The sequence below is a fragment of the Sphingomonas flavida genome (assembly GCF_036663655.1).
In the GTDB taxonomy this organism is placed as follows: Bacteria; Pseudomonadota; Alphaproteobacteria; order Sphingomonadales; family Sphingomonadaceae; genus Sphingomonas.
On record NZ_JAXOJH010000003.1, the window covers coordinates 101,567 to 118,526 of the forward strand.

Sequence of the window (16,960 nt, forward strand, 5' to 3'; positions counted from 1 at the left end):
CCTATCAAAGACCCGTAGCTTTCTGGAGAGACCCGATGACCCCGACCGTAAAGGCCATTCTCGACAAGTATGAAGGCACGCCCGCCGCGGTGAAGGCCAACCTCGCCCGCATCCTGATGCAGGGCAAGCTGGGCGGCACCGGCAAGGTCATCATCCTGCCGGTCGACCAGGGGTTCGAGCATGGCCCGGCGCGCAGCTTCGCGATCAACCCGCCCGCCTATGACCCGCATTACCATTTCCAGCTGGCAATCGACGCCGGGCTGTCGGCCTATGCCGCGCCGCTGGGCATGTTGGAGGCCGGGGCCGACACGTTCGCGGGGCAGATCCCGACCATCCTGAAGATCAACAGCTCAAACAGCTGGGGCACCTCGATCACTCAGGCGGTGACGGGCAGCGTGCAGGACGCGGTGCGGCTGGGCTGCGCGGCGATCGGCTTTACCATCTATCCGGGTTCGGACGGCATCTTCGACGCGATGGACCAGATCGCGATCCTGTCGGCCGAAGCACGCGATGCGGGCCTGGCCACCGTCATCTGGAGCTATCCGCGCGGCGGCAAGCTGAGCAAGGACGGCGAACTGGCGCTCGACGTCGGCGCCTATGCCGCGCACATGGCCGCACTGCTCGGCGCCCACATCATCAAGGTGAAGCTGCCCAGCGACCATATCGAACAGGCCGAAGCCAAGTCGGCCTATGAGGGCAAGGACTGGTCGAAGCAGTCCGACCGCGTCGCCCATGTCGTCCAGTCCAGCTTTGCGGGCCGCCGCATCGTCGTCTTCTCGGGTGGTGCCGCCAAGGGTGCCGATGCCGTCTATCAGGATGCGCGCGACATTCGCGACGGTGGCGGCAATGGCTCGATCATCGGCCGCAACACCTTCCAGCGCCCGCGCGACGAGGCGCTGGCGATGCTCGACAAGCTGATCGCGATCTACAAGAACGAAGAATAAGTTCTTGCTAGGGTTGGGCGTTCCGGTTGGGGAACCGGGGCGCCCATTCCCGTCCCGTGCACGACAGGTGACGGGGGCCGCGTCAGGCGCTAGGGAGGCGACATGACGCTTGAAGACGATCCCCTGGGCCCTCTCGATCCGCAATTCGCCGACGCCTTCGTGCGCGACATGCGGCGGCCCCCCTGCCAGCTCTACCTGATCTCGCCGCTCGACGTGACCGGCGGCTTTGCCGACCGGCTGGCACGCGCACTTGATGCGGGGCCCGTTGCCGCCTTCCAGTTCCGCGTAAAGGACATGGACCAGCACGCCGCCGCCCGGCTGGCCGAGCCGCTCCAGCGTATCTGCGCGGATCGCGAGGTCGCCTTCATCGTCAACGACAGTATCAGCCTGGCCAAGCGCCTGGGCGCGGACGGCGTGCATTTGGGGCAGGACGATGGCGATGCCCGCGAGGCGCGCGACGCGCTCGGCCCCACGGTTCAGATCGGCGTGACCTGCCACGACAGCCGCCATCTGGCGATGCAGGCCGGTGAGACGGGCGCGGACTATGTCGCATTCGGCGCCTTCTATCCGACCACGACCAAGGAAACGAAGCACCGTGCCGAGCCGGTGGTCCTGTCCTGGTGGTCGACGCTGTTTGAGCTGCCCTGCGTCGCGATCGGCGGCATCACGCCCGCCAACGCCGCGCCGCTGGTCAAAGCGGGGGCCGATTTCCTCGCGGTGTCGGGCGCGGTGTGGAACGGCGACGAGGCTGCGGCGGTGCAGGCCTTTGCCGAGGTGTTGAAGAAGTAATCTTCCGAACGACGCGGCGAGATTGACTGTATTCCTCCCCTGCAAGGGGAGGGGGCCAGCGAAGCTGGTGGAGGGGTGTCCCGCTATCGAGAGGGCGACACCCCTCCGTCAGGGCTTTGCCCTGCCACCTCCCCTTGCAGGGGAGGAATAAGTTTGGCCAATAACCCCCAGGACGATCGGCCCACAACCCGTTCCACTTTGGAAACAAGCGTTCCCCTTCGCGTTACCCATGGTGATACCAACGGGTAAAGGAGCGGGTGCATGAAGAAATTGGGGATCGCCATGGGCGGCGGAGCGGCAATGGCACTGGTAGCGGTGGCGACGCATCCCTCGCCCGCCCCGGCGCAGGAGGTCAAGCCGATCGCGGCCGATGCGATCGACCCCAGCGTCATGCATGTCCAGGTCATCCTGGACCATCTCGGTTTCTCGCCGGGCGTCATCGATGGGCGACGCGGCATGTCGCTGACCGCCGCGCTGAAGGGCTTTCAGGAGGCGCGCGGCCTGCCCGTCACCGGCGAGCCCGACAGCGCCACGCTCAAGGCGCTCTATCCCTATCGCGGCTGGCGACCGACGGTGCGCGCGGTGATCGACCAGAAGACGGTCGACGGCCCCTATACCAACCCCTTGCCCAAGGATCCGCCCGAGCAGGCCAAGCTGCCGCGCCTGGGCTATCGCGACGCTATGGAGGCGCTGGGCGAGCGCTTCCATACCACCCCGGCGGTGATCGCCGCGCTCAATCCGGCGGGCACGCCGATCAAGGTCGGGCAGGTCCTGGTCGTGCCCAATTCGTTGCCGACTTCGCGCGCTTATCCGGACGTCTTTCCCGCCGACTGGAAGGCGACACTGAACAGCCTGAACGTCGATGCGCACCAGCCCAAGGGCGAGAAGGTCGTCGTCGACAAGTCGGACTCGGTGCTGCGCGTGCTCGACAAGCAGGGCAAGCTGGTCGCGCAGTTCCAGGCGACGATGGGCTCGCAATATGATCCGCTGCCGCTGGGCACGTGGAAGATCTATGGCGCCGACTATAACCCGCAATTCCACTATAACCCGGCGCTGTTCTGGGATGCGGACAAGAATGACCGCAAGGCGATGCTGCCCCCCGGCCCGAACGGCCCGGTCGGGGTGATCTGGATCGATTTGTCCAAGCCGCATTACGGCATCCACGGTACACCGAACCCCGAGACGATCGGGCGGGCGGAAAGCCATGGCTGCATCCGCCTGACCAACTGGGACGTCGCGCGCCTGTCGTTGATGGTCAAGCCGGGCACCCAGGCGGTCTTCCAGGAATGAGCCGCGCGCGGGGGACGGGGCCTTTGTCGCGCTTCGGCTGGATCATGCTGGGCGCGATCGTCGTGGTGGTCGGCGGGTTCCTGTCGATGGTATCGTTCGGCGATGGCGGCGTGATGGTGCCCGACGCACCAGCTCCCAAGGCCTCCGGCGTGGCGGGCGGCTCCGCCGCGCTCGTCATGCCGGTGGCGGGCTTTCCGGTGGCGCGGCTGAACCATGACTGGGGCGATGCGCGCGATGGCGGCGCGCGACGACACATGGGCCTGGACATCATGGCGCCATCGGGCACGCCGGTCGTCGCCGCGTTCGGTGGCACGGTCGAAAAGCTGTTCGAAAGCGGGCGGGGCGGGCACACGCTGTATATCCGCTCGCCTGACCGCCGCTGGACCCTCTATTACGCGCATCTTCGCGGCTATGCCCCGGGACTGGCCGAGGGGCAGCGCGTCGACCAGGGGCAGGTCGTGGGGTTCGTCGGCGACAGCGGCAATGCGGGGGCGGGCAACACGCATCTGCACTTCGCGGTCCACTGGATGCGCGCCGGGGACGGCTGGTGGCAGGGCGAGGCGGTCGATCCCTATCCGCTGCTTGCGGGAAAAACCGCTTCGAGCTAAAGCGACCAACACAGGAAGCCGGGCCGCGTTTCGCACCGGTGTCCTTCGCTCTTTCCAGCAGGTTGAAGACCCATGAAGATCAGCGGCGTGGACATTCGTCCCGGCAACATCATCGAGTATGAAGGCGGCATCTGGCGCGCCGTGAAGATTCAGCACACCCAGCCCGGCAAGGGCGGTGCGTATATGCAGGTCGAGATGAAGAACCTCATCGACGGCCGCAAGACGAACGTCCGCTTCCGCTCCGCCGAGACGGTCGAGCGCGTCCGCCTGGATACCAAGGACTTCCAGTTCCTGTTCGCCGAAGGCGACGACCTGACCTTCATGGACAAGGAAACCTACGAGCAGATCACGCTGCCGCGCGACCTGCTGGGCGATGCCGCGGCGTTCCTGCAGGACGGCATGGATGTCGTGATGGAACTGCACGAGGAGCGTCCGATCTCGGTCCAGCTTCCCGACCAGATCGAAGCCACCATCGTCGAGGCCGACGCCGTGGTGAAGGGGCAGACGGCTTCGTCGTCGTACAAGCCCGCCATCCTCGACAATGGCGTGCGCGTGATGGTGCCGCCGCACATCGCCAGCGGCGTGCGTATCGTCGTCGACGTGTACGAACAGACCTACGTCCGCCGCGCGGACTGATGCCCCACGGCGGATGACCGGCGCGACCTGAGCGCGACCCCGTCATCCGCCGTTCCGGCCCGTCGTTCGCGGCGGGCCTTTTCAATTTGGAGCGCCCTGGGACTTGCCGCGGCGCGATCGAAAGGACGATCATGGCCTCGCACTCCGGGCTTCTCACCATCATGGAACGCGCCGCGCGCAAGGCCGCCCCGCGTCTCCGCCGCGACTTCAACGAGGTCCAGCACCTTCAGGTCAGCCGCAAGGGGCCTGCCGACTTCGTGTCGATGGCCGACAAGCGCGCCGAGGAAACGCTGTTCGAGGAACTGCGCAAGGCACGTCCCGACTGGGGTTTCCTGATGGAGGAGGGCGGCGAGATCGCGGGTGATCCGTCCAAGCCGCGCTTCATCATCGACCCGCTCGACGGCACCTCGAACTTCCTGCACGGCATCCCGCACTTCGCCATCTCGATCGCGGTCGAGGAGCCGCTGGCGAACGGCAAGCGAGAAATCACCACCGGCCTGATCTATCAGCCGCTGACCGACGAGAGTTTCTGGGCCGAGAAGGGCCGGGGCGCCTGGTTGCAGGACGGCCGCCTGCGCGTGTCGTCGCGCCGCGACCTATCGGAGGCGCTGATCGCCACCGGCATCCCGTTCCTAGGGCATGGCGATTTCGTCCAGTGGAGCCGCATTTTCGGTGCGATCGCACCGCAGGTCGCCGGCATCCGCCGCTTCGGCTCGGCCGCGCTCGACCTCGCCTGGGTGGCGGCGGGCCGTTACGACGGTTTCTGGGAGTCGGGCCTGAAGCCCTGGGACGCGGCGGCGGGCATGCTGCTGGTGCGAGAAGCAGGCGGTTTCGTCAGCGACTTCCGGGGCAGCGACAAGTCGCTGGACCGTGGCGAGTATCTGGCGGCGAACGAGGGCCTGCATTCCAAGCTGCACAAGCTGCTGGCCAACGCGCTGCGTTAAGGATTTGGGGGGATTTGAGCGTGAGAGGCCATTCCTCTTGCGCTCAACCCACTGCATAACCATGTAAAAATCCGAGGATGACGGCGGGTGGCGGCGTTCACTTGCGATTCATTCTCATGCCTCCGCTGGCTTGCTCCGGCCGATCCATCGGCCTAAAGCCATCCGCATCCAGTTCCGCATCTGCGAGAGAAAACTTGGTCGATCTGTCGCAATATCTGCCGATCCTCCTGTTCCTGGGCGTTGCCCTGGCACTGTCGACGGCTTTCGTGTTTCTGCCGATGCTCGTGGCGCGCCTGACCGGCGCCCATAAGCCCAACGAGCAGAAGCTGTCCGAATATGAATGCGGCTTCCCCGCGTTCGAAGACCCGCGCAGCCAGTTCGACGTGCGTTTCTACCTCGTCGCGATCCTGTTCATCATCTTCGATCTGGAAGCGGCGTTTCTGTACCCCTGGGCGGTAAGCGTCTTCAGCCTCGGCTGGACCGCCTGGTTTTCGATGATGATCTTCATCGGCGAGCTCGCGCTGGGTCTCGTCTATGCGTGGAAGAAGGGAGCGTTGGATTGGGAGTAAATCTTCACTCCGGTCCGGTTGGGTTCAAGCCCCAGGCCCATGGCGGACCCGCCCATGATGGCCAGGCCGTCATTCAGCCCGATCAGGGCTTTTTCGACGGGCTGAACGGCGAACTGACCGACAAGGGCTTCCTGGTCACCTCGACCGAGGAACTGTTCCAGTGGGCGCGCACCGGCTCGCTCTGGTGGATGACCTTCGGTCTGGCGTGCTGCGCCGTGGAGATGATCCACGTCAACATGCCGCGTTACGATCTGGAGCGCTTCGGCGCCGCGCCGCGCGCATCGCCGCGCCAGTCGGACGTGATGATCGTGGCGGGTACGCTGTGCAACAAGATGGCCCCGGCACTGCGTCGTGTGTACGACCAGATGTCGAACCCGAAGTACGTCATTTCGATGGGCAGCTGCGCCAATGGCGGCGGCTATTATCACTATAGCTATTCGGTGGTGCGCGGCTGTGACCGGATCGTGCCCGTGGACATCTATGTCCCCGGTTGCCCGCCGACCGCCGAGGCGCTGCTGTACGGCGTGATGCAGTTGCAGCGGAAGATTCGCCGCGCCGGGAGCATCGAACGGTGAGGGCGCCTGCTCCCCGTTATGCCGCCAATGACGGCGTGATCGACGCGGCCCGCGCCGCGCTTGGCCCGTGGCTGCTCGACGCGCGCGAGCATGTCGGCGAGGTCGCGCTGGTCGTCGATCGGGCGAACCTGGTCTCCGCGATGATCGCGCTGCGTGATACCAAGGGGCTGGAATACCAGCAGCTCATGGAGATTGCAGGCGTCGACTATCCCGAGCGCGACGAGCGTTTCGAGGTGGTCTATTGCCTCCTGTCGCTGACCCGCAACCATCGCCTGCACGTCCATGTCTCGACCGACGAGGACAAGCCGGTGCCGTCGGTGACGGGCCTGTGGCCGGTCGCGGGCTGGCTGGAGCGCGAGGTCTATGACCTGTACGGCGTGCTGTTCTCGGGCAATAGCGACCTGCGTCGTATCCTGACCGATTACGGCTTCCGCGGCCATCCGCTGCGCAAGGACTTCCCGCTGACCGGCTATACCGAGCTGCGGTACTCGGAAGAGGAAAAGCGCGTCGTCTATGAGCCGGTGAAGCTGGCGCAGGACTTCCGTAACTTCGACTTCCAGAGCCCGTGGGAAGGCGCCGATTACGTGCTGCCGGGCGACGAGAAGGGCACGATGCCGCAGGCGGCGGAGGCCAAGACTACCGAGGCCCCCAAGCAGACCGGCGCGGGCCAGCCGCATCCGGGCAACAAGGCCGAGGACAAGCCCAAGAACCCGGACGTCGTGCCGAGCAAGGGCGGAGGACAGAATCAGTGAGCGACTACGTCGACGAACTGCTCCACAAGACGGACGCCGTTGACCCGACCACGGGTGACGTGTCGATCCAGAACTACACGATCAACTTCGGCCCGCAGCATCCGGCGGCGCACGGGGTGCTTCGCCTCGTCATGGAGCTGGACGGCGAGATCGTCGAACGCGTCGATCCGCATGTCGGTCTGCTGCATCGCGGCACCGAGAAGCTGATCGAGTACAAGACCTATTCGCAGGCGCTGCCCTATTTCGATCGCCTCGATTACTGCTCGCCGATGTGCATGGAGCATAGCTTCGTGCTGGCGGTCGAGAAGCTGCTCGACCTGGAAGTGCCGATCCGCGCGCAGTATCTGCGGACGTTCTTCGCCGAGCTGACGCGTATCTCGAACCACATGCTCAACATCGGCAGCCACGTCATGGACGTCGGCGCGATGACGCCGAACCTGTGGCTGTTCGAAATTCGCGAAGACTGCATGAACTTCTATGAGCGGGCCTCGGGCGCGCGCATGCACGCGAATTACTTCCGTGTTGGCGGCGTCCATCAGGACGTGCCGCTCAAGCTGCTGACCGATATCGCCGATTGGCTCGACACCCGTCTGCCGCGCCTGTTCGAGGACGCGATCAGCTTGGTGGCGAACAACCGCATCTTTAAGCAGCGCAACGTCGATATCGCGGTGGTGAACCGCGAGGACGCGATCAAGTGGGGCTTTTCGGGCCCGATGATCCGAGGCTCTGGCATTCCGTGGGATCTGCGCAAGTCGCAGCCCTACGACGCCTATGACAAGGTGGACTTCGACGTGCCAGTGGGCACGAGCGGCGACTGCTATGACCGGTTCATGGTACGCGTCGAGGAAGTGCGCCAGTCGGCCCGCATCATGAAGCAGTGCTTGGCGCAGATGCCCGAAGGTCCGGTGATGGCCACCGACCGCAAGGTCACGCCGCCCAAGCGCGCCGAGATGAAGCGCTCGATGGAAGCGCTGATCCACCACTTCAAGCTCTATACCGAGGGCTATCACGTCCCCGCAGGCGAAGTGTATGTCGCGACCGAAAGCCCGAAGGGCGAGTTCGGCGTGTATCTCGTCTCCGACGGGACCAACAAACCCTATCGCTGCAAGATCCGCCCGACCGCGTTCAGCCATCTGCAGGCCATGGAATTCATGTCCAAGGGCCACATGCTGGCGGATACGACCGCGATCCTGGGCGCGATGGACATCGTTTTTGGTGAATGTGACCGCTAATGGCTGACGCTCCCAACATCCCCGACGAGGCGGAAGTCCGCGCCCGCTGGGGCAATTTTGCCTGGACCGACGAGAACCAGAAGAAGGCGAACGAGATCCTCGCGCGCTATCCCAAGGGTCGTGAGCAGTCGGGCTCGATCCCGTTCCTCGACCTGGCGCAGCGCCAGGTGGGGGCGGAGACGCAGACTCAAGGCTGGTTGCCGGTGCCGGTAATCGAGTTCGTCGCGCGCCAGCTCGGCGTCGCCTATATGCGCATCTATGAGGTCGCGACCTTCTACACGATGTTCAACCTGGCGCCGGTCGGCCGCTATCACGTTCAGGTGTGCGGCACGACGCCGTGCATGTTGCGCGGGTCGGACGACGTGCTGGCGGCCTGCAAGAACAAGGGGCTGATCAAGGGCAAGACCACGCCCGACGGCATGTTCACGCTGACCGAGGTCGAGTGCATGGGCAACTGCGCCTCGGCCCCGATGGTCCAGATCAACGACGACAATTTCGAGGATCTGGATTACGACCGCACGGTCACGATCCTGGAAGCGCTGGCCCGTGGCGAAAGCCCCAAGACTGGTACGCAAGAGCCGGGTCGCCATACGGTCGAGCCGATCGGCGGTCCGACCACGCTGACCGCCATGGTCGGCGACAATCACGACTATCGCGGGGAGTGGGGCGCATAATGCTCGCTGACAAGGACCGCATTTTCACCAATCTCTACGGCTATCAGCCGTGGAACGTCGACGCGGCGATAAAGCGCGGCGATTGGGATAACACCAAGGCGCTGCTCGAGCTGGGCCAGGACAAGATCATCGACGTCATCAAGGCGTCGGGTCTACGCGGGCGCGGCGGTGCGGGCTTCCCGACCGGCATGAAGTGGAGCTTCATGCCCAAGGAACCGCGTCCCGACCGGCCGAGCTTCCTGGTCATCAACGCCGACGAGTCCGAGCCGGGCAGTTGCAAGGACCGCGAGATCATCCGCCACGATCCGCACAAGCTGATCGAGGGCGCGCTGGTCGCGGGCTTCGCGATGCGCGCCCGGGCGGCCTATATCTATATCCGCGGCGAATATATCCGCGAGGCCGAGACGCTGTTCGCGGCGGTGGCCGAGGCGTATGACCGGGGCTTCCTGGGCAAGAATGCCTGTGGCTCGGGCTATGACTTCGACGTCTTCGTCCATCGTGGTGCGGGCGCGTATATCTGCGGCGAAGAAACCGCGATGATCGAAAGCCTGGAAGGCAAGAAGGGCCAGCCGCGCCTGAAGCCGCCTTTCCCGGCGGGTGCCGGCCTTTATGGCTGCCCGACGACGGTCAACAACGTCGAGTCGATCGCGGTCGCCCCGACGATCCTGCGGCGCGGTGCCGAGTGGTTCTCGTCCTTCGGGCGCGAGAACAACAAGGGCACCAAGCTCTTTCAGATCTCCGGCCATGTCGATCGCCCCTGCGTGGTCGAGGAAAGCATGTCGATCAGCTTCCGCGAGCTGATCGAGAAGCATTGCGGCGGCATCCGTGGCGGCTGGGACAATCTGCTTGCGGTGATCCCGGGCGGTTCGTCGGTGCCGCTGGTGCCTGCGGCCGAGATCATGGACGCGCCGATGGACTTCGACGGCCTGAAGGCGGTCGGATCGGGCCTCGGTACGGCGGCGGTCATCGTCATGGACAAGTCGACCGACATCGTCCGCGCGATCAGCCGTCTGTCCTATTTCTACAAGCATGAGAGCTGCGGCCAGTGCACGCCGTGCCGTGAAGGCACCGGCTGGATGTGGCGCGTGATGGAGCGGATGCGCACCGGCGATGCCGATGTGTCCGAGATCGACACGCTGTTCCAGGTGACGAAGCAGGTCGAGGGCCACACCATCTGCGCGCTCGGCGACGCGGCGGCCTGGCCGATCCAGGGCCTGATCCGCCACTTCCGCCCGGAGATGGAACGTCGCATTCGCGAACGCAAAGGCGAGACGGGCGGCAACGCCCCGATGATGGAAGCTGCCGAATAATGCCTAAGGTCAAAGTCGACGGCGTCGAGATCGAGGTGCCCCAGGGCGCCACCGTGCTGCAGGCCTGTGAGCTTGCGGGCAAGGAAATCCCGCGCTTCTGCTATCATGAGCGGCTGTCCATCGCTGGCAATTGCCGCATGTGCCTGGTCGAGGTGAAGCCTGGCCCCCCCAAGCCGCAGGCGTCGTGTGCGCTTCCGGCGGCGGAGAATCAGGAAATCTTCACCACCACCCCGATGGTGAAGGCCGCGCGCGAAGGCGTGATGGAATTCCTGCTGATCAACCACCCGCTGGACTGCCCGATCTGCGATCAGGGCGGCGAGTGCGACCTGCAGGACCAGTCCATGGCCTATGGCAAGGGCCATAGCCGCTATGACGAGAACAAGCGGGCCGTCACCGAGAAATATATGGGTCCGATCGTCAAGACGGTCATGACCCGCTGCATCCAGTGCACCCGCTGCGTCCGCTTTGCCGAAGAGGTTGCGGGCGTGGAGGAGATCGGCGCGATCTATCGCGGCGAGAACATGCAGATCACCTCGTATCTCGAACAGGCCGTGTCGAGCGAGTTGTCGGGTAATGTCGTCGACCTGTGCCCGGTGGGTGCGCTGACGTCCAAGCCCTATGCGTTCGAGGCGCGTCCCTGGGAGCTGAAGAAGACGCTCGCCATCGACGTGATGGACGCGGTCGGCACCAACATCCGCCTTGACAGCCGTGGTCGTCAGGTGCTGCGCTGCGTGCCGCGCATCAACGACGAGGTGAATGAGGAGTGGGCGAGCGACAAGACGCGTCACGCGATCGACGGTCTGGTCCGTCGTCGTCTCGACCGTCCGTTTATCCGCCGCGACGGCAAGTTGGTGCCCGCCACCTGGGACGAGGCCTTCGCCGCGATCCGTGACGTGAACGCCGGTTCGAGCGTTGCCGCCATCGCCGGTGATCTGGTCGATTGCGAGACGATGTTCGCGGCCAAGGCACTGCTGGCCAAGATGGGCTCATCGCTGCTCGAAGGTCGTCAGACCGGTATGGACTATGACGTGTCCAGCCTGGCCGCAGTCAACTTCAACACGACCATCGCGGGCGTCGAGCGCGCCGATGCGATCCTGCTGATCGGCACCAATCTGCGCTGGGAAGCGCCGCTGGTGAACACGCGCATCCGCAAGGCCATCAAGAAGGGCGCCAAGGTCTTCGCGATCGGCCCCGAGACTGACCTGACCTACAAGGTCGAGTGGCTGGGCACCGACCTGTCGGTGCAGGGCAACCTGCCCGAGACCGTGGCGGAGCTGTTCGGCAAGGCCGCGCGTCCGATGGTGATCGTCGGTGGTGGCGCGCTGAAGGGTGCGCATGGCGCGAGCCTGAAGCTGGTTGACCAGTTCAATCTGGTGCGGACGCTGGAGGATGGTTCGGCCTGGAACGGCTATAACGTCGTTCACATGGCGGCGTCGCGCATGGGCGGGCTGATGCTCGGCTATGCCCAGAAGGGCGGCATCGCCGACGTGGTTGCGGCCGCGCCGAAGCTGGCCTTCTTCCTGGGCGCCGACGAGGTCGACTTCGCCAACTTCTCCACCAGCTTCAAGGTGTTCGTCGGCCATCATGGCGACAAGGGTGCGCATCACGCCGATGTCATCCTGCCGGGCGCGACCTTTGCCGAGAAGTCGGGCACCTGGGTCAATCTGGAAGGCCGGGTGCAGCGCGGCGACCGTGCGGTCTTCGCACCGGGCGACGCGCGCGACGACTGGACGATCTTCCGCGCCCTGTCCGAAGTGCTCGGCCAGACCCTGAGCTTCGACACGCTCGAGGACCTGCGCGCCGCCATGGCGGCCGAGGTTCCGGCGCTGGGTCGGCTCGGCCTGGTGACCTTCGACTGGGCCGCGCCGTCGCTGAACGCGACCGCGTCCGGCACGCTCGACGGTTATCCGATCAAGGACTTCTACCTCACCAACGCGATCTGCCGCGCCAGCCCGACGATGCAGCGCTGCTCGGCCGAACTGGTCCATGGTGAGAGCTATGCGGAGGCAGCGGAGTGACCGCGTTTTTCAACACGACGCTCGGCCTTCCTTATGGCTGGGCCTGGGGGATCGCGACGCTGGTCGGGATCCTGGCGATCGCGCTGCCGCTGATGCTGGCGGTCGCGATGGTCATCTATGTCGACCGCAAGATCTGGGCGGCGATGGCGCTGCGCCGGGGTCCGAACGTGGTCGGTCCTTTTGGTCTGCTCCAGTCGTTCGCCGATGGCCTGAAGGTCTTCCTTCAGGAAACCATCGTTCCCTCGGCCGCCAATCGTGGGCTGTTCCTGCTGGCGCCCATCATCACCTTCACGGTCGCGCTGATCGTCTGGGCGGTGGTGCCGTTCCAGCCGGGCGTGGTGGTCGCCAACATCAATGTCGGCCTGCTCTATGTTCTCGCCGCTTCGTCGCTGGGCGTGTACGGCGTGATCCTGTCGGGCTGGGCTTCGAACTCGAAATATCCGTTCTACTCGGCGCTCCGTGCGGCCGCGCAGATGGTGTCCTACGAAGTCGCGATCGGCTTCATCCTGATTTCGGTCGTGATGTGGTCGGGCAGCTTCAACCTGACGGCGATCGTCGAGGCGCAGAAGAGTGTGCTGAACACGGGCGTCAACGGCTTCTTCCTGAATCCGCTACTCTTCCCGATGGCGATCATGTTCTTCATCTCGGCGCTGGCCGAGACGCAGCGTGCACCGTTCGATCTGACCGAAGCGGAATCGGAGCTCGTCGCGGGTTACCAGACCGAATACAGCTCGATGTCGTTCGCGCTGTTCTGGTTGGGTGAATATGCCAACGTCATCCTGATGTGCGCGCTGAACGCGATCCTGTTCTGGGGCGGCTATCTGCCGCCGGTGAACTGGGCGCCGCTCTATGTCGTGCCGGGTATCGTCTGGCTGTTGTTGAAGATGTGCTTCTTCTTCTTCGTCTTTTCCTGGGTGAAGGCGACCGTGCCGCGCTATCGGTACGACCAGCTGATGCGGCTGGGCTGGAAGGTATTCCTGCCGGTGTCGCTGTTCTGGGTATTCTTGGTGTCTGGCGTGCTGATGTTCGCGCGCGTGGGAGTTCCGGCATGAGCGTCGCTCAGTACGTCAAGGCTTTTACGCTGTGGGAGTTCGTGAAGGGGCATGCGCTGACCCTTCGCTACTTCTTCAAGCCGAAGGCGACGATCAACTATCCGTTCGAGAAGAACCCGATCAGCCCGCGCTTCCGGGGTGAGCACGCGCTGCGTCGCTACCCCAATGGCGAGGAGCGGTGCATCGCGTGCAAGCTGTGCGAGGCGATCTGCCCCGCCCAGGCGATCACGATCGAGGCGGAACCCCGCGACGATGGCAGCCGCCGCACGACGCGCTATGACATCGACATGACCAAGTGCATCTATTGCGGGCTGTGCCAGGAGGCTTGCCCGGTCGATGCGATTGTCGAGGGTCCGAACTTCGAATTTTCGACCGAGACCCGCGAAGAGCTGATCTACGACAAGTCGAAGTTGCTCGATAACGGTGACCGCTGGGAAAGCGCGATCGCGGCGAACCTTGCCGCCGATGCGCCGTACCGTTAAAGCCCGCGACCAACGGTTCGGGGCGGACAGAAAAGGGGCCTGACAGGCAGTGATACAGGCTATCGCCTTCTATATTTTCGCGACCGTGGTGATCGTGTCCGCAGGGCTCACGATCGCGTCGCGCAATCCGGTGCACTCGGTCATGTGGCTGATCCTGGCGTTCTTCAACGCCGCGGGCCTCATGGTGCTGTGCGGGGCCGAGTTCATCGCGATGCTGCTGGTCATCGTGTATGTGGGCGCGGTCGCGGTGCTGTTCCTCTTCGTCGTCATGATGCTCGATATCGAGGTTGCGGCGATGCGGGCGGGCTTTGCGCGCTATCTGCCGCTGGGCCTTGCGCTCGCGGTCGCGCTGCTGGCCGAGGTCATCATCGCGTTCCAGGCGTGGAGCGTCGGCGGCGTGCAGTTGGCGGCCCGTGCCGCGCCGATCGCACCCGAGGTGTCCAACATCCAGGCGATCGGCAACCTGCTGTACACGCGCTACCTTTTCATCTTCGAGGGGGCAGGCCTAGTCCTGCTCGTCGCGATGATCGGCGCGATCGTGCTCACGCATCGCAAGCGTGGCGGCGTCCGTCCGCAGAACATCGCTAAGCAGAATGCGCGTCAGCCGCATGAGGCGATCCGCAATATCAATCAGCCCATCGGGCAGGGGGTGGAACTGTGACGATCGGTCTCGTCCATTATCTGGTCGTCGCGGCGATCCTGTTCACCATGGGGGTGCTGGGTATCTTCCTCAACCGGAAGAACCTGATCGTCATCCTCATGGCGATCGAACTCATCCTGCTCGCCGTGAACCTGAACCTCGTCGCCTTTTCGGCCGCGCTTCAGGATCTGGTGGGGCAGGTCTTCGCCATGTTCGTGCTGACCGTGGCCGCCGGTGAATCGGCGATCGGTCTGGCGATCCTGGTCATCTATTTCCGTGGCCGCGGCACCATCGCGGTCGACGACGTCAACCGGATGAAGGGGTAATCGGGTTGATCCTCGCTATCGTCTTCCTGCCGTTGCTGGCCGCCGCCATTGCGGGGTTCGGCAACAAGGCCATCGGGAACGTGCCCGCAAAGGTCGTCACGACCGGCGCGCTGTTCATTTCCTGTGCCCTCTCATGGCCGATCTTCATCGGCTATCTGTCGGGCCACAATGTCGCGACCGTGACGCCGGTGCTGCACTGGATCACCAGCGGCACCATGTCGGTCGACTGGGCGCTGCGCGTCGACTCGCTGACCGCGATCATGCTGGTGGTCATCACCAGCGTCTCGGCGCTCGTCCACCTCTATAGCTGGGGCTATATGAGCGAGGAGCCGGATCAGCCGCGCTTCTTCGCCTATCTCTGCCTCTTCACCTTCGCGATGCTGATGCTCGTGACGGCGGACAATCTGGTCCAGATGTTCTTCGGTTGGGAAGGCGTGGGTCTCGCGTCCTACCTGCTGATCGGCTTCTGGTTCCGCAAGCCATCGGCCAATGCGGCCGCGATCAAGGCGTTCGTCGTCAACCGCGTCGGCGATCTCGGCTTCATGCTCGGCATCTTCGGCACCTTCTTGGTGTTCGGGACCGTCTCGATCCCCGCGATCCTGGCCGCCGCGCCGGGCATGGCCGGATCGACCATCGGCTTCCTGGGCTATCGGTTCGACACGATGACGGTGCTCTGCCTGCTGCTGTTCGTCGGCGCGATGGGCAAGTCGGCGCAGCTCGGTCTCCACACCTGGCTGCCGGACGCGATGGAAGGCCCGACCCCGGTGTCGGCGCTGATCCACGCGGCGACCATGGTGACCGCGGGCGTGTTCATGGTGTGCCGCCTGTCGCCAATGTTCGAAACCTCGCCGACCGCTTTGGGCGTCATCACCGTCATCGGTGCCATGACCTGCTTCTTTGCCGCCACCGTCGGCACGGTGCAGACCGACATCAAGCGCGTCATCGCCTATTCGACCTGTTCGCAGCTCGGCTACATGTTCTTCGCCGCCGGCGTCGGCGCGTATGGCGCGGCGATGTTCCACCTGTTCACGCACGCCTTCTTCAAGGCGCTGCTGTTCCTGGGTGCGGGCTCGGTGATCCATGCGATGCATCACGAGCAGGACATGCGCTATTATGGCGGTCTGCGTCGTCACATCCCGGTTACGTTCTGGGCGATGATGATGGGCACGCTGGCCATCACCGGCGTCGGTATCCCGGCTCTGTTCGGCAATCCGATGGCGTTCGGCTTCGCGGGCTTCCATTCGAAGGACGCGATCATCGAAGTCGCCTATGCGGGTGGTTCGGGCTTCGCTTTCTGGGCAGGCGTGATCGCCGCGCTGCTGACCAGCTTCTACTCCTGGCGCCTGATGTTCCTGACCTTCTGGGGCAAGCCGCGCTGGACCGGGTCGGAGCATATCCAGCATGCGATCCATGACGCGCATGGCCACGGCCATGACGATCATTCGCACGGCCACGCTCATGATGCGCATCACAACGATGCGCATTCGGAAGATGCCGGTCGCGAGCCGGATACGCACGCTGCGGGTCACGCCGACATGCCGGAAGGCACCGGCGGCTATCATCCGCATGAGAGCCCGTTGGTCATGCTGATCCCGCTGGTCGTCTTGTCGATCGGTGCGATCGGGGCGGGTTTCGTCTTCCACGGCTGGTTCATCGAGCCGGAGTCGGGCGAAACCTATTGGAAGGGCGCGGTCGCCTTCAACGAGCACCTGATGCATTCGATGCACGGCGTGCCGGTGTGGGTGAAGCTGTCGGCGACGGTGGTGATGCTGCTCGGTCTGCTGACCGCGTATCTGACCTATATCCGTGCACCGGAGTTTCCGGCCAAGTTCGCGGACCAGTTCCGCATCCTGTACCGCTTCCTCCTCAACAAATGGTATTTCGACGAGATCTACCATTTCCTCTTCGTGCGCCCCGCCTTCGCGATCGGCCGGTTGCTTTGGCACCGTGGCGACGAGAAGACGATCGACCGCTTCGGCCCCAATGGTGTCGCCTGGCTTGTCCAGCAGGGCAGCAAGGGTGCGGCGCGCTTCCAGACGGGATACCTTTACAGCTATGCCTTCGTCATGTTGATCGGCCTGACCGCCGCCGTCACCTGGGCCATTTTGGGTTGATCGCG

General features: G+C 64.5%; 18 protein-coding genes. All 18 read left to right on the plus strand.

Features of this window, described 5'->3' with window-relative positions; translation table 11 throughout:
* The first annotated feature begins 35 nt into the window (after positions 1 to 35).
* The 18 genes from U1703_RS04700 to nuoL all read left to right on the plus strand — a co-directional run bounded on the left by U1703_RS04700 (position 36) and on the right by nuoL (position 16,955).
* Positions 36 to 944 (plus strand): class I fructose-bisphosphate aldolase, encoded by a 909-nt coding sequence (locus U1703_RS04700; RefSeq protein WP_320452180.1) that lies wholly within the window; start codon positions 36 to 38, stop codon positions 942 to 944.
* A 102-nt stretch (positions 945 to 1,046) separates the two neighbouring features.
* Positions 1,047 to 1,733, plus strand: a complete 687-nt coding sequence (thiE, locus tag U1703_RS04705) for a thiamine phosphate synthase (RefSeq protein ID WP_320452181.1) — start codon at positions 1,047 to 1,049, stop codon at positions 1,731 to 1,733.
* Positions 1,734 to 1,994: 261 nt separating this feature from the next.
* Complete coding sequence (locus U1703_RS04710; protein WP_332784794.1) at positions 1,995 to 3,023, plus strand: L,D-transpeptidase family protein; 1,029 nt, start codon at positions 1,995 to 1,997, stop codon at positions 3,021 to 3,023.
* Positions 3,020 to 3,631, plus strand: a complete 612-nt coding sequence (locus U1703_RS04715; RefSeq protein WP_332784795.1) for a M23 family metallopeptidase — start codon at positions 3,020 to 3,022, stop codon at positions 3,629 to 3,631. Before U1703_RS04710 ends, U1703_RS04715 begins: the two co-directional genes overlap by 4 nt.
* A 72-nt stretch (positions 3,632 to 3,703) precedes the next feature.
* A complete protein-coding gene (gene efp / locus U1703_RS04720; RefSeq protein WP_267433648.1) occupies positions 3,704 to 4,267 on the plus strand; it encodes an elongation factor P in 564 nt (187 codons plus the stop codon).
* 131 nt (positions 4,268 to 4,398) lie between these two features.
* The gene (locus tag U1703_RS04725; protein WP_320452184.1) at positions 4,399 to 5,211 is read left to right on the plus strand and encodes an inositol monophosphatase family protein; all 813 of its coding nucleotides are present in this window, start codon (positions 4,399 to 4,401) and stop codon (positions 5,209 to 5,211) included.
* A gap of 194 nt (positions 5,212 to 5,405) precedes the next feature.
* A complete protein-coding gene (ndhC, locus tag U1703_RS04730) occupies positions 5,406 to 5,780 on the plus strand; it encodes an NADH-quinone oxidoreductase subunit A (RefSeq protein ID WP_294200152.1) in 375 nt (124 codons plus the stop codon).
* Positions 5,771 to 6,355: a NuoB/complex I 20 kDa subunit family protein gene (locus U1703_RS04735; protein ID WP_443025761.1), complete on the plus strand. Its 585-nt coding sequence runs from the start codon at positions 5,771 to 5,773 to the stop codon at positions 6,353 to 6,355. Before ndhC ends, U1703_RS04735 begins: the two co-directional genes overlap by 10 nt.
* On the plus strand, positions 6,352 to 7,107 hold the full coding sequence (locus tag U1703_RS04740; protein ID WP_332784796.1) for an NADH-quinone oxidoreductase subunit C: 756 nt from the start codon (positions 6,352 to 6,354) through the stop codon (positions 7,105 to 7,107). The genes U1703_RS04735 and U1703_RS04740 overlap by 4 nt, the downstream gene beginning before the upstream one ends.
* Entirely contained in the window at positions 7,104 to 8,339 is a 1,236-nt protein-coding gene (locus U1703_RS04745; protein ID WP_320452186.1) for an NADH-quinone oxidoreductase subunit D, read from the plus strand. Before U1703_RS04740 ends, U1703_RS04745 begins: the two co-directional genes overlap by 4 nt.
* A complete protein-coding gene (locus tag U1703_RS04750; protein ID WP_332784797.1) occupies positions 8,339 to 9,013 on the plus strand; it encodes a complex I 24 kDa subunit family protein in 675 nt (224 codons plus the stop codon). The genes U1703_RS04745 and U1703_RS04750 overlap by 1 nt, the downstream gene beginning before the upstream one ends.
* Positions 9,013 to 10,323: an NADH-quinone oxidoreductase subunit NuoF gene (nuoF, locus tag U1703_RS04755; RefSeq protein ID WP_332784798.1), complete on the plus strand. Its 1,311-nt coding sequence runs from the start codon at positions 9,013 to 9,015 to the stop codon at positions 10,321 to 10,323. Before U1703_RS04750 ends, nuoF begins: the two co-directional genes overlap by 1 nt.
* Positions 10,323 to 12,341 (plus strand): NADH-quinone oxidoreductase subunit NuoG, encoded by a 2,019-nt coding sequence (nuoG, locus tag U1703_RS04760; protein WP_332784799.1) that lies wholly within the window; start codon positions 10,323 to 10,325, stop codon positions 12,339 to 12,341. Before nuoF ends, nuoG begins: the two co-directional genes overlap by 1 nt.
* A complete protein-coding gene (gene nuoH, locus U1703_RS04765) occupies positions 12,338 to 13,393 on the plus strand; it encodes an NADH-quinone oxidoreductase subunit NuoH (protein WP_320452189.1) in 1,056 nt (351 codons plus the stop codon). Before nuoG ends, nuoH begins: the two co-directional genes overlap by 4 nt.
* A complete protein-coding gene (gene nuoI, locus U1703_RS04770; protein WP_042483186.1) occupies positions 13,390 to 13,875 on the plus strand; it encodes an NADH-quinone oxidoreductase subunit NuoI in 486 nt (161 codons plus the stop codon). The genes nuoH and nuoI overlap by 4 nt, the downstream gene beginning before the upstream one ends.
* A gap of 49 nt (positions 13,876 to 13,924) precedes the next feature.
* A complete protein-coding gene (locus tag U1703_RS04775; protein ID WP_007404217.1) occupies positions 13,925 to 14,536 on the plus strand; it encodes an NADH-quinone oxidoreductase subunit J in 612 nt (203 codons plus the stop codon).
* Positions 14,533 to 14,841 carry an NADH-quinone oxidoreductase subunit NuoK gene (gene nuoK, locus U1703_RS04780; RefSeq protein ID WP_007404079.1) on the plus strand — a complete coding sequence of 103 codons (309 nt, stop codon included), beginning with the start codon at positions 14,533 to 14,535 and terminating at the stop codon, positions 14,839 to 14,841. The genes U1703_RS04775 and nuoK overlap by 4 nt, the downstream gene beginning before the upstream one ends.
* Positions 14,841 to 16,955, plus strand: a complete 2,115-nt coding sequence (gene nuoL / locus U1703_RS04785; RefSeq protein WP_332784927.1) for an NADH-quinone oxidoreductase subunit L — start codon at positions 14,841 to 14,843, stop codon at positions 16,953 to 16,955. The genes nuoK and nuoL overlap by 1 nt, the downstream gene beginning before the upstream one ends.
* The last annotated feature ends 5 nt before the right edge of the window (positions 16,956 to 16,960 follow it).